Raw genomic sequence first — 13425 nt, 5'->3', positions numbered from 1 at the left:
TAGATGATTCGATACCGCTTGCGAACAGATGGTTTATTTCACCTGTGGGAATTGGACTTATATACCGGGTATCCACTAATATTACGTCGCGATAAAGATTCGAGTGAAACTTATAAAGGGGCGTTTGGAGTTCCATGTGGAAACGAAAGAATTGATACGTGGATGAGCAAGGAGTAATGGCTCCGTTCGTTACGTATGAAGTGCCGTAACGCTGTAGAAGGTATAAGGAGGGAACCAACGATGGATCAAGGAAGTTTGCCGGTAAATAAAGAGGCAGTAGTAAAAGGGCTTCAGACGAAACGGCTAGGGAACGTGGTATGGAACAATCGGGCCCTTTACTTCATGCTGCTGCCGGGACTCATTTATTACATTATTTTTAAGTATATTCCAATGTATGGAATTATAATTGCATTCAAAGATTTTAATTTCTCTGACGGTATTTTATTTAGTGGGTGGGCAGATCCTTGGTACAAATATTTCAAGATGTTCTATGAATCGCCTTACTTCACACAGGTCATGTCCAACACGTTTATTATCAGTTTCTATAAGCTGATTTTCGGAATCGTGCCTCCGATCATTTTTGCGGTCCTGCTTAATGAATGCCGCGTTCGATGGTTCAATTCGTTTATACAAACGTTAACCTATATGCCTCACTTTTTTTCCTGGGTGATTATATACGGGATTCTCCTTGCACTTCTGTCCGAAAATTCGGGCCTGGTAAACCAGTGGATTAAGGATTCGGGTGGCAGCCCGATCAATTTCCTTACCTCAACTGAGTTGTTTCGGGGCGTACTTGTTGGTTCGGAGATTTGGAAAGACTTGGGGTGGGGCGCCATCATTTATTTGGCAGCTATGACCGGCATTGATCCGACGCTGTACGAAGCCGCCAAGGTGGACGGGGCAGGAAGGTTTCGAATGATATGGCATATTACGTTGCCCGGGATCCGCTCGGTCATGGTCATGCTTCTGATTCTGAAGCTTGGGCACATTCTGGATGCGGGATTCGATCAAATTTACATTTTATACAATGTTCAGGTATATCCGGTTGCGGATATATTGGACACATGGGTATTCCGGACGGGATTGCAGCAACTGAATTTCAGTCTGGCGGCGGCTGTCGGATTGTTAAAATCTTTCGTAGGTATGATACTGATCTTGCTTTCTAACCGACTTGCGAAGCAATGGGGGGAAAATATATGGTAAAACGCTGGGATGAAAAGCTATTTGACGGAGCAGTGATGGTCATATTGGCTTTGGCAGGCTTGCTTGCCGTCATTCCGATCATGTACGTGGTTTCCGTATCGATCACACCCTTCTCCGAGGTGCTGAAAAACGGAGGATTCGTTTTCATTCCAAGAAAAATTGATCTAACTGCGTACAGAGAGCTGTTTACGACAACAGGAATCCCACGCTCGTTATGGGTTACGGTTTTATTGACGGTTATAGGAACGGCCGTCAATTTGGTCTTGACGCTTCTCATGGCATATCCGCTGAGCCGGAAGAAGATGCCTGGCCGAAGTTTCTTTCTTCTCATGGTTGTCTTTACGATGCTGTTCAACGGAGGATTGATTCCTACTTATATTGTCGTGAAGAATTTAGGATTACTAAACTCCATGTGGTCCATGATATTGCCCAATGCAATTTGGACGTTTAACATTCTCATCATGAAAAGTTTTTTTGAAAACCTGCCGGAGGAATTATTCGAATCCGCACGGATGGATGGAGCCAAGGAACTGAGCATTTTGCTGAAGATTGTTGTACCGTTGTCGGTTCCATCCTTAATGACCATCGGATTGTTTTATACCGTCGGTCATTGGAATGAGTTTTTTCAAGCCATTATGTATATGACAGATAGAAATTGGTTCCCATTGCAAGTGATTGTAAGGGATATCCTGGTGCAGACACAGAAACCATTGGAGAATGCCGAAAATTTGATGCCCACCGAAACGGTGCAAATGGCAGCTGTAATCGCAGCATCCTTGCCGATCATTGTCCTGTACCCATTCTTGCAGAAACATTTTACCAAGGGCATGCTGTTAGGAGCGATCAAAGGTTGAAAAATGGAGGGGTTCACATGCAAATGCATACAGATGTACTGGTTGCAGGCGGCGGGATTTCTGGCGTGGTGGCTGCACTGGCGGCTGCCCGCAACGGTGCTAAGGTTGTGATATGTCAGGATCGGCCCGTTTTAGGCGGTAATGCATCGTCGGAGATTCGCATGCATATCGTCGGAGCGGCGAATTCCAAGCGGAGACAGGCTCTGGAGACGGAAGCGAGGGAAGGCGGCATACTGGAAGAAATTCTACTTGAATGTGCTGTCCGCAATCCACAGCGAAGCTCATCGATGTTCGATCTCATCTTATATGAAAAGTGCAGAGCGGAGCCGAACCTGACGTTGATGCTCAATACGGTGGTGACCGGCGTACAGATGGAGGGCAGTCGGATTCTGTCCGTACTGGCTGCTAGGGAAAGCACAGAGCATCACTTTGAAATCTTTGCCGGCATCTTCATGGACTGTACAGGAGACGGCCGTCTCGGCAAAGAAGCGGGAGCGTTGTTCACGACAGGTCGGGAATCCTCCAGGCAATTCGGGGAGTCCCATGCAGGAGAAGAAGCCGATCCGTACCGTCTTGGTTCCTCGTTGTTGTTTACGACCCGGGATATAGGCAAACCGATGAGGTTTATCCCGCCCGTATGGGCGAAAAAGTTTACGGAAGAGGATTTGAAGTTCCGTAGCCACTCTTCATGGGAATACGGATACTGGTGGGTTGAGTTCGGGGGTTTGCTGGATACGATTGCCGATAACGAAGCGATCCGCGATGAATTGCTTGCCATCATGATGGGTGTCTGGGATCATATCAAGAACAGTGGCAACCATCCGGAGTCGGAGAACTGGGCTTTGGACTGGTTCGGCTTCGTCCCTGGCAAGCGGGAGTCCCGCCGGTTTATCGGCAAGCATCTCCTAACGCAATCGGATTTGGAAGAAGCCGTCCACTTTGAAGATGTGATAGCGTATGGCGGGTGGCCGATGGATACGCATCCTCCACAGGGGATCGAAGCAAAAGACCGGGAGCCAAGCAGCCAGCCTGTGACCAACTATGTGTACGGCATTCCGCTCAGGGCCTTGATCAGCGCCAATGTGGACAATCTGATGTTTGTTGGACGGAACATATCAGCTACGCATATCGCTTTTTCAAGCACCCGAGTTATGGCGACCTGCGGCGTGATGGGACAGGGTGCAGGTACGTTCGCCGCGATGGCGATTCGCAATGGGATTACGCTGGATCAAGCATGGCAAGACCGGGAGTTGATCTGGAACACGCAGCAGCAATTGATTCGGCAGGATGCTTACTTGCCTGGTATTCAGGCGGATGCCAATCTGGCGAGTCGGGCTATGGTCCGGGCGTCATCCGAGCAGCCGGAGGGGCTGGCATCGAATGTCATCGATGGACATACCCGTTCCATACACGGAGAGAGAGGGGTTAGGCCTAATCTGACCGTTCCCGGCACCCATCGCTGGATGGCACTGCCGGAAGACCGGGAGCCTTGGATCGAGATGGAGTGGAACGCACCGGTATCGATCCGTGAAATCACCGTCGTGCTTGATACGGGCATGCACCGGAGGCTAACGCTGACACACGAAGACTATCTGCATCAGCAGAATGTATGGGGGCCGCAGCCGGAAACCTTGAAGGAGTTTCGGGTGTTGGCATATTTAGCGGATTCCCCTGAAGATGGCTGTCAAGTGATGCATATTCAGGATAATTATCAGCGGCAAGTTACTTGTCAGGTCCAGTTAAATCAGGTGTTTAAGCTCCGTCTTGAAGTTCTGGAAACCAACGGCTTGGATCATGCCCGGATCTTTGAAATTCGATGTCATTGAAGGTAGGGATATAAAAATGAGTCAACGTAAACCACTTTTTCCGCAACTGAACCGGATGCTGCACGGGGCGGATTACAATCCCGAGCAGTGGATTCATATGCCTGATGTCTGGGATGAGGATATGCGCCTCATGCATCTTGCCAAGTGCAATGTCATGACCATGGGCATGTTCTCTTGGTCCAGCCTGGAGCCGAAAGAAGGGCAATTCGAGTTCGGTTGGCTCGATATAATCATCGATAAGCTGAACCGCAACGGCATCTCTTTCATCCTGGGCACGCCCAGCGGTGCGCGGCCGGCATGGCTGGCCCGGAAATACCCGGAGGTGCTGCGGGTCAGACCGGAACGGGTGCGAAATTTGTACGGAACCCGGCATAACCATTGCTATACGTCGCCTGTATATCGGGAGAAGGTCAGCACCATCAATACGCTTTTGGCGGAACGTTACCGCAATCATCCCGGCTTGCTGCTGTGGCATATCTCCAACGAATACAATGGGGAGTGCCATTGCGATTTATGCCAAGCGGCATTTCGTGAATGGCTGCGGAAGAAATACGGGGACGATTTGGACCGTTTGAACCAGGCGTGGTATACGACCTTTTGGAGCCATAACTATACCGACTGGGAGGAAATAGAGTCGCCCTCCCCTATCGGGGAATATATGCTGCACGGGTTGCAACTGGACTGGAAACGGTTTGTCACCGATCAGAGTATTGATTTTATGCTTCAGGAGATCGAGCCATTGAAGCGCCTTACCCCCGACATTCCCATCACTACGAATTTCCTTGGCGGGTGCGTCATCAATTATGAACGAATGGCGGAGCATGTTGATATTGTCTCGTGGGACAGCTATCCGTATTGGCATGGCAAGAGTCCCGACTGGCAGACAGCCTGCCGTACGGCGTTCACCCACGACCGGTACCGTTCGTTCAAGCCCGGGAAACCTTTTCTGCTGATGGAAAGCACCCCCAGCATGGCGAACTGGCAGGAGGTTGCCAAGTTGAAGCGGCCCGGCATGCACGCGTTGTCCTCTATTCAAGCGGTCGCCCACGGTTCCGACTCGGTGCTATATTTTCAATGGCGCAAGAGTAGAGGTAGTTCGGAAAAGTTTCACGGTGCCGTTGTCGACCATAGCGGGCATGAGCATACGAGAGTGTTTCGCGATGTGGCGGAATTAGGCGCTTGCCTGGAAGGGCTGGAGCCAGTTACAGGTACTAATGTGCCGGCGGAAGTCGCTCTCATTTACGACACCGAAAATAAATGGGCGGTGGAAGGAGCCGCAGGGCCGCGAAAGCCGAATCTTAGCTACGATCAGGAGGTACTGCGCCATTACGAGGCATTCTGGAAGCAAGGAATTCCGGTGGACATTATATCCATGGATCGTCCGTTGGATCGCTATAAGCTCGTGATTGCTCCGATGCTTTATATGTTGAAGCAGGGGACAGCTGAGCGGCTCGAGGCCTTCGTCCGTTCAGGAGGCACGCTTGTCCTGACGTATTGGAGCGGAATTGTCGACGAGAACGATCTCTGCTTCCTGAACGGATTCCCAGGACCGCTCCGCAAGCTGGCCGGGGTATGGTCGGAAGAGCTTGATGCGCTGTATCCTGAAGATTGCAATTCACTTGTTATGAAGGAGGATGGATTGGACGGCTTTATGGGATCGTATTCGGTATCGCTGTTGTGCGATCTGATTCATGTCGAGACGGCGGAAGTTCTTGCGGAGTACGAGGAGGATTTCTATCAAGGGTATCCCGCGCTGACCGTAAATCGATTTGGAGACGGAGAGGTCTATTATATAGCGGCGCGGACCGAAGCTCCGTTTCTGGACGGCTTTTATCGTGCGATGGCAGCCCGTTGCAGGTTGAGTCGAGCACTCCAGGCGGACTGGGCGGAAGGCGTCAATGCGCAGGTGCGTACGGACGGTGTCCGGGATTACATCTTCCTTCATAATTTCACCGATCAAGAGCAGAGCATCCTATTCAAAGAGTGTCTCACCGATCTGGACGGGGCTCCCGTCGAACAACATCTGCGCCTATCCGCTTACGGTTACCGTGTGTTCATTAGAGAAGGAAATGGAACGGACAGTGCTAAACATAGTGGTCGTTGGAAGTATTAACATGGATTTTGTATGTTATATTCGAAAGCTTCCACAGCCGGGAGAAACGGTTCAAAGCTATAAAACGGAGACGAAATCCGGCGGTAAGGGAGCCAACCAGGCGGTTGCGGCAGCTCTTTCTGGAGGGAATGTCACTTTAATCGGGGCGGTTGGCAATGATTTTTACAGCAGAGATATCTTGTTTGGCATTAAGAAGTACCAAGTAAATACAGATCGGGTCTTATGGAAGGATAGCGACATTGGTACAGCCTTTGTTGTTGTAGACGAGTCAGGCCAAAACAATGTTTTTCTAAGTGAGGGCGAGAATGGGTGCTTGACGGTTGAAGACTTGCAAGGGCTGCCGGAATTGTTCGACTCCTCATCGGTATTACTTGTACAGAACGAAATACCGTGGGCCTGTACGCGATACGCTCTTGAGGCGGCAAAACAGGGGGAGTACAAACCTATTTCAATCCTGCACCGGCATCAAAGATCGAAGAGGTTGTATTTCCATTAATAGATGTAATGATCTTGAACGAATCCGAGGCCGAATTCATTACTTCTATACGATTAGAGGATGATTTATCGAACGTCAGACAAGCCGCAAGCCAGATTATTGCCTTGGGAGTCAAAGAAGTTATCATTACATTGGGCGAGAAAGGGTCTCTCTATATGAACCATCAGGAAGAAGCTGTCTTTACGTCAGCTTATCCTGTACAAGTCGTGGATACAACGGGTGCAGGCGATACGTTCATCGGATCCTTTATCGTAGCGAGGCAACAAGGTATGACGGTTAAGGATGCTCTGCAGCGAGCTAGCGCCGCTTCAGCTATTGCTGTGTCACGTGCCGGTGCTCAAGAATCAATACCTAATGTTAAGGAAATCGCTAACTTCTTGGAAAGATGCTCCACATGAGTTTACAATGCATATCATTCCGGCAGCGACTGGGTTGTTTTCAAAACTTCAGGTCCACAGCCCGAATCCCTATTGAAAACATTGGAGCGAATTTATGCTGAATGGTTACCTTCGTCAAGTTATGACTTGCTAAGCCGATCGAATTTATACATGATTTGAATGACGCAACAGATGTCACAGCACATGAAAGAAGATAGAGTAACAAAAAGAGTTGCTGTGAGGATGATGAAACTAAATCAATTAAATCTGACAGTTTCGAAAAACTTTGGAGGAAAATTAAACACTACTAAACAATTATGGGATAATGTTTGTGTCGTCCGACATACATTTATGCCGATGTCGGATGACAAGAACCTGATTACATTACAAGCCGCTTAAAACGCGGCTTATTTTATTTATGTTATAAGTATGAGTATGAATCGGATTGTTATTAACGACCAGAATTATACTAAATTGGAGGGGAGCCTGAATCTCTCTTGGGTTGGATTATTGAGTTCTGCACAGATGTATGTACAAACCGGGACAGGGGGGAAAGATTGTCTATCAGGATATTTACGTTGACGATTCAGTTTGGTAAATACAGATCGCGCGACACCGTTACCTCCTTATCTTGGGACTCAAGCGTCAATCTTGCAGCAAATAAGGGAGTAACCGCTTCAAATACATTAGACAGTTCGTTTAGTACCTCTTATCTAACAGATGGTGGTTACTGTTGATTTACAAAACAGTGTGAAATTTAATCGTATTGAGTTTTATACGAGCCACGGCAAAGAACTGCAAGATTATCAAATACAATGCTGGACATCAACTTCTTCCAAATGTGCTTATCTTCCTTTTGCGTATAAGCGTAAACAAGATACTAATGCCAAAGAAGCTCCGGTACGGACATGAAGTCTTCTACTCGATCACCCCGCAGTCGGACAGTCCGTTTGAGAGAGGATTCAGGTAAAAAACAAAAATCGTACAGAAAGACCTAAAGATTCTTAAGGCCTGGAATGGAGGGATCACAGTACAGTGTAAGCATCCATGGAGCGAGGCTAGCGAGAATGAAAGCGCTTTATTGTTGAGCGATCATTTCCTGTCTGTCAAAAAGCTCCAAATAAAAATCCCTAAGGAGGAAATTGTTGCAATGAGGAGAATTGGTTTGTTTGCTGTGTCCCTAGCGGTACTGCTCGTAATGATGCTGACCAATATCGCCTATGCGGATGTATCATCCCATTATCTTAACCCGCTGATGAAAGGAGCCGACCCTACCATTGAACGGCAAGACGATGGATACTATTATTCGGCGGCAGGCGATGGCAATGTTGTATTGAAACGGCATGAAACCATTCTTGGCGTTTCCACCGCGAAGAGTAAAGAGGTATGGAAGTTACCTGAAAACCTGGAATTTATATGGGGTCCCGATGCGCACAGGATCGATGGCAAATGGTACATCTATTTCGCTTCCGGTCCAAAAATTAGTGATAAAGCGGGGCGCTTTGCTTACGGCCATCCCAGCTCCTATGTTCTGGAGAACAGCTCGCCCGATCCATTTGAAGGGACCTGGGAACTGAAGGGAACCTATGATAATGGAGACGGACTTACACCCCAACAGGGATTACTGAATACGCAAAGCTATGGACTGCCTACTGGCTTTGTCACCATCAATGGGCAGAGATACCTTACTTACACCAAATATTTCTATTTTATAGATCCAAAAACGGGAAAAGAGAGATTTGATGAATGTCCCACGATTGTCAAAATGAAAAACCCTTGGACATTGGAAGGCGAAGAGATTACGTTAGCCAGGCCGACCTACGACTGGGAGAAGTATGTTGATAATGTTAATGAAGGCGCAGCTGTGGTGGAGCGAAACGGTAAAGTTTATTTTGCCTATTCCGCCAGCAGCTATACGCATGATAACTATGCTGTCGGCCTATCCTGGGCCGATCTGGCCCAAAGTGTGGAGAATGAAGCAGCATGGAATAAACATCCCGAGCCGATCATGAAACGTTCGGATGAAAACGGTTCTTACTCAACAGGCTCGCCGTTATTCCTGAAATCCGAAGATGGCACAGAGGACTGGATTACATACCATGGCATACCGACCCATAGTCAAGGGGGTAAGAACAGAGAGGTTCGCGCCCAGCGGATCAATTGGGACGACAATGACTTCATCAATCTGGGCATCCCGTCCAACCCCGGCACCGTGCTTAGCCGCCCCTCCGGGGAGGAGAAGAGCGAAATCTATGAAGCGGAAGACGCGCAATTATCAGGGGCTGCAAGAGCAACCATGAACAGCATTTATGCCTCGTCCGGCCGATATGCCCGGTACAGCAATGGCAATGACAGCGACTATGTAGAGTTTACAGTCAACACGAATACTGGGGGGATTTACTCGCTAGATTTCCGATACAACAACAATACGACAGAACCGGTCACCATGACACTTGGCGTGAACCAGGAGGCTCCTACCGCGCTTGTATTCCCGTCTAATGCCGGGCCGGAGAACAAGCTGAACTTCGACTTAAAAACGGTTCACAACATCCGGCTGAATGCCGGTAGCAACATCTTACGTCTTTCCGGCAAAAGCGCTTTGGGGCTGGACGCAATCATTGCCAAGAAAAGTGTCTTGTATGAAGCGGAGGGCGCAGAGTTGTCCGGCGGCACGGGAATTGCTCAAGATCATACGGGATATAGCGGTTCAGGCTTTGTCAGAGGGTTCACGAAGCCAAACGCGGCGATCAGCTTTACAGTAAACGCTCCTCACGCGGGCAGCTATTCGGTCAAGCTGGCATATGGCGCTGGAACGGAGAACGATCGAACCTTGACCATGTATGTGAATGGCACCAAGATCAAACAAGCGAATTTCTTCGGTCTAAAGGAATGGGACAAGTGGGCCGACAGATATGACAATGTATTCCTGAAAGAGGGAAGCAATGTTATCACCTATAAGTATGACAGCGGTGATACGGCGAATGTCAATCTGGATTATATCACTGTTACCGAAGCGGCGACCTGGACGTATGAGGCGGAATCCGCCAAAACGACAGGCGGGGCGCATGCCAGGATCGTTCAGGCTCAGGATGGGAATACGGGAATCGGTTATGTGAGCGGTCTGTCCCATGTGAACTCGTCCGTGGAATTCTCTGTGGATACCGAGTATGCGGCCTCCTATGATCTCAAGCTGCGGTACGCCACGGAGCAGGGCGGCAAAACATTGTCGCTGGAGGTGAATGGCACGCCTGTGCAGGACATGGTCCTTCCCTACTCCGGAGGAGCCAAGGTGTGGAAGGAACAGATTGTAACCGTTCGCCTGAACAAAGGGAAAAACAGCATCACCTATAAGAGTGCAGCGGGAGATTCAGGTGTCATCCATATCGATCATATTCATTTGAATAAACGCACTCCATGGAAATATCAGGCGGAAGCAGCTGCCCTCTCAGGCACGGTGGGTATCGGAAGAGACCGTCTATGGTTTGAAGGCAACGGTTATGTCGGCTTATTCCAGAAAAAAGGGGATTCTATAGGGTTTGAAGTGAATGTCCCTTATACAGCGGCCTATACGTCAACCTTGCGGTATTCAGGTGTACAGTCGTCGAATCGAACCATGAGCATGTATGTGAACGGCAAACGGGTCAAGCAAGTTTCCTTACCGCCGACAGCGAATTGGGATACCTGGATGGACGCGACAGAGACGGTCAATCTGGAGGCCGGGAAGAATAGCATTGAATTCCGCCGTGAGGAAGGGGATACCGGACAGCTCAATATAGACAGCCTGATCCTGGATAAATTCAGCGGTGGATTCATGAGCACGACGGCCAGGGAACTTACCCCCGAGAAAATGGTGAAGATCCAGCCGAAGCATAGCGGCAAAGCGCTGAGTGTGGCAGGTGAGAAGTATAATCAGGGAGCAGCCGTTATCCAATATTCCAATGGCGATACCAATAGTCAATTGATGCGATTCCTGGATCTGGGAACAGGATATTACCGGATCCTAGTTATGCGTGGAGCACGCTTCCTCGATATCAAGCCTGATTCGGATATCCAAGAACTTATTCTAAATCAGACTATTGAAGCTGCCCCCACTCCCTCCGATACTGAACAGTGGCGTCTGGAAAAGGAGGGCGATTATTACAAAGTGATCAACAAAAGCAATGGAAAGGTGATTACGGTCAATGAAGCGTCCAAAGGAAACAACGCAGTTATACGGTTGGCCGATGACGAGGGGAAAGACAACCAGCGGTTTAAGATTGAGTTGCGCAACCTTTATGACACTACATTCCACTCGGTGTCGGACATTTCTGATGTCCCTGCAGCAGTGCAGGCAGGACAGGAGCTGACTCTCTTCGGAACAGTCTCACCGGATTGGGCAACGCGGAAAAGTATCACCTGGAGCATCAAGGATGCCGGGCAAACAAGAGCCACCCTAGATGGGAATGTGCTGTCCGCCACAAGAGCAGGAACAGTCATTGTCACCGCTACGATTGAAGAAGGAAGCGAGATCGGCGTGAACTACTCCAAGGACTTCACCATTACCGTCTCCAAGAAAGACGCGGATGTTAGTCCTGAACAGGCCACCTATGATCTCTATGTTCCCGGGGATGTAAGCACCAGCATCATATGGAACGAAGCCCAGTCTGTGACCGGGGTGGTATACGCAGCAACTGTAGCAGGTGCCGTACACAATGGCACATTGGGAACGGATGATTATACGATCGGCGGGGATATGTTGACCATCAAACGCGAGACTATGGCCGCACTGGGGTTGAAGCGCGGTGATAAGGCGGACTTCTCTATTCTGTTTAATCAGGGGAATCCGGCTGTGTTCAGTGTCAATGTGGTGGATAGCTTTGCTTTGACCAGCCATAGTATTACAGTGGCAACCGAGGGACACGGCACTGCCAGCGCTAATGTATCGTCGGCGGTCAAGGATATGGCGATTACCTTAACCGCCACGCCAGGTCCGGGCCAGCTCTTCAAGGGCTGGAAGGTGAATAGTCCCAGTAGGCTGAATGTGACTGGCAATACCTTCATCATGCCAGACGAGGCGGTAGTGATCACGGCGATATTCGGAACGCCGTCCTACAGTGTGACCTATAACGGCAACGGCGCGTCAAGCGGTCACGTGCCGGTAGATGACAGCGACTATGATCAGGGCGTCACGGTATCTGTCTATGGCAATACCGGCAATCTGAAGAAGCCGGGCTATCTCTTTGCCGGCTGGAATGTACGGGCGGATGGTAGCGGAGCCAGTTACACTGAAGGCCAGGTATTCATAATGGGCGGGGCGAATCTGACTCTATATGCGCAATGGACGGTTAAAAATTCGGGCGGTTCTTCTGGAGGAGGTTCGTTTGACGGGGATTCTTCCGATGGCAGTTCACCATCAATACCAACGAGCGAAGGAGTTATTCCGGCGAATAGCAGCCAATTTGCAGTTCCAGCAGATAAGAAGGGCGAATTTGGCATAGGTGATGAGATTAAGATCGAGATCCCTGCCGGCGCTTCCAGAAAGGAATTTCAGCTTATCATCAGCAAGATAACAGACACACAAAAGCTGCTTGCAGGCAAAGATGCGCTGGTCAGTCCGGTGTTCGAGATTCGGAAGGATTTCCTAGGGATTTTCGACAAGGAGATTACTCTGACCATTAGTTTCGATCCAACCAAAATAAAGAAGGGTCAAAAGCCGACTGTATTCACCTATGACGAAGAGCGAAAAATCTGGAGGGAATTAGGCGGACAAGTCAATGGGGCCACTTCTATTACGGTGAAGGTGAACAACGTTGCCAAGTTTGCAGTATTCGGCGTCGATCAGGCGGTAAGCCTGCCCGCTCCGAAACCGACGGTCAACTTGAGTGACCTGGCGGAACACTGGGCGGAGTCCGATGTCAAACAAGCGATTGACCTGGGAATCGTCAGCGGTTATCCGGACGGTACGTTCAAGCCGGATCGAACCGTAACACGCGCCGAGTTTGCCACCATGCTTATCAATGCGCTAAAGCCGCAAGAGAACCGCCTCTACAGCACGCCACTAACGTTCACCGATAAGGAGAAGATCGGTGCATGGGCGCTGAATTCCGTGGCGCAAGCGGTGCAAGTAGGGATCATTTCCGGTTACGAAGATGGTTCGTTCCGACCTGATGCCGAGATTACCCGTAGTGAGATGGTCAAGATGATCGCCAACGCCATGGGCCAGTCAGGCGAAAAGGCTGACACCACAGGGTTTGCGGATGACACGGCTATTCCTGACTGGGCGAGGGGTGCCGTGGCGACCTTGTGCAAGCGGGGCATTATTGAAGGTAAAGGAGGGAACCAATTCGCCCCCGGCGATCAAGCAACACGAGCAGAGGCGATTAGAGTATTGCTGAACATGCTGCGTAACAGATAAGAGAAGTGTGAATGCCTTCTTCGGCGCCGCAGGCCCATAGGCTTGCGGCGGATTTTGTGTTCCTATCAGAACAATCATTTTGTGTAGAGCAACCATTTTGTAAAACGGTTACAAAAAGTTTATGGTGATTTTATTTGAAGGAAGGCGAAAACTCGAGACTTC

Annotated in this window: 7 protein-coding genes; all 7 read left to right on the top strand. The window is 49.5% G+C overall.

The features are described from left to right. Positions 1-342: 342 nt before the first annotated feature. The 7 genes from DVH26_RS19535 (at position 343) to DVH26_RS19505 (ending at position 13263) form a co-directional block, all read left to right on the top strand. Positions 343-1203: an ABC transporter permease gene (locus DVH26_RS19535; protein ID WP_239635432.1), complete on the top strand. Its 861-nt coding sequence runs from the start codon at positions 343-345 to the stop codon at positions 1201-1203. Further along, positions 1197-2057 carry a carbohydrate ABC transporter permease gene (locus tag DVH26_RS19530; protein WP_239624338.1) on the top strand — a complete coding sequence of 287 codons (861 nt, stop codon included), beginning with the start codon at positions 1197-1199 and terminating at the stop codon, positions 2055-2057. Before DVH26_RS19535 ends, DVH26_RS19530 begins: the two co-directional genes overlap by 7 nt. 17 nt (positions 2058-2074) lie before the next feature. After that, complete coding sequence (locus DVH26_RS19525) at positions 2075-3883, top strand: FAD-dependent oxidoreductase (protein ID WP_239624336.1); 1809 nt, start codon at positions 2075-2077, stop codon at positions 3881-3883. Between the two features lie 16 nt (positions 3884-3899). Next, positions 3900-5996 carry a beta-galactosidase gene (locus DVH26_RS19520; protein ID WP_239624334.1) on the top strand — a complete coding sequence of 699 codons (2097 nt, stop codon included), beginning with the start codon at positions 3900-3902 and terminating at the stop codon, positions 5994-5996. Position 5997: 1 nt separating this feature from the next. Further along, positions 5998-6492, top strand: a complete 495-nt coding sequence (locus DVH26_RS19515) for a PfkB family carbohydrate kinase (protein WP_239624332.1) — start codon at positions 5998-6000, stop codon at positions 6490-6492. Positions 6493-6506: 14 nt separating this feature from the next. Continuing rightward, positions 6507-6890 (top strand): PfkB family carbohydrate kinase, encoded by a 384-nt coding sequence (locus DVH26_RS19510; RefSeq protein ID WP_481857521.1) that lies wholly within the window; start codon positions 6507-6509, stop codon positions 6888-6890. A 1129-nt stretch (positions 6891-8019) separates the two neighbouring features. Further along, positions 8020-13263 (top strand): S-layer homology domain-containing protein, encoded by a 5244-nt coding sequence (locus DVH26_RS19505; RefSeq protein WP_239624330.1) that lies wholly within the window; start codon positions 8020-8022, stop codon positions 13261-13263. The last annotated feature ends 162 nt before the right edge of the window (positions 13264-13425 follow it).

The organism is Paenibacillus sp. H1-7 (assembly GCF_022354825.1).
GTDB lineage: Bacteria > Bacillota > Bacilli > Paenibacillales > NBRC-103111 > Paenibacillus_S.
This window is presented reverse-complemented; position numbering and strand designations above follow the sequence as displayed.

What these genes read in the sequence shown, in the direction of transcription:
- DVH26_RS19535 (WP_239635432.1), top strand. Translation starts at nt 343, where the DNA reads ATGCTGCTGCCGGGACTCATTTATTACATTATTTTTAAGTATATTCCA.
- DVH26_RS19515 (WP_239624332.1), top strand. Translation starts at nt 5,998, where the DNA reads ATGGATTTTGTATGTTATATTCGAAAGCTTCCACAGCCGGGAGAAACG.
- DVH26_RS19530 (WP_239624338.1), top strand. Translation starts at nt 1,197, where the DNA reads ATGGTAAAACGCTGGGATGAAAAGCTATTTGACGGAGCAGTGATGGTC.
- DVH26_RS19505 (WP_239624330.1), top strand. Translation starts at nt 8,020, where the DNA reads ATGAGGAGAATTGGTTTGTTTGCTGTGTCCCTAGCGGTACTGCTCGTA.
- DVH26_RS19525 (WP_239624336.1), top strand. Translation starts at nt 2,075, where the DNA reads ATGCAAATGCATACAGATGTACTGGTTGCAGGCGGCGGGATTTCTGGC.
- DVH26_RS19520 (WP_239624334.1), top strand. Translation starts at nt 3,900, where the DNA reads ATGAGTCAACGTAAACCACTTTTTCCGCAACTGAACCGGATGCTGCAC.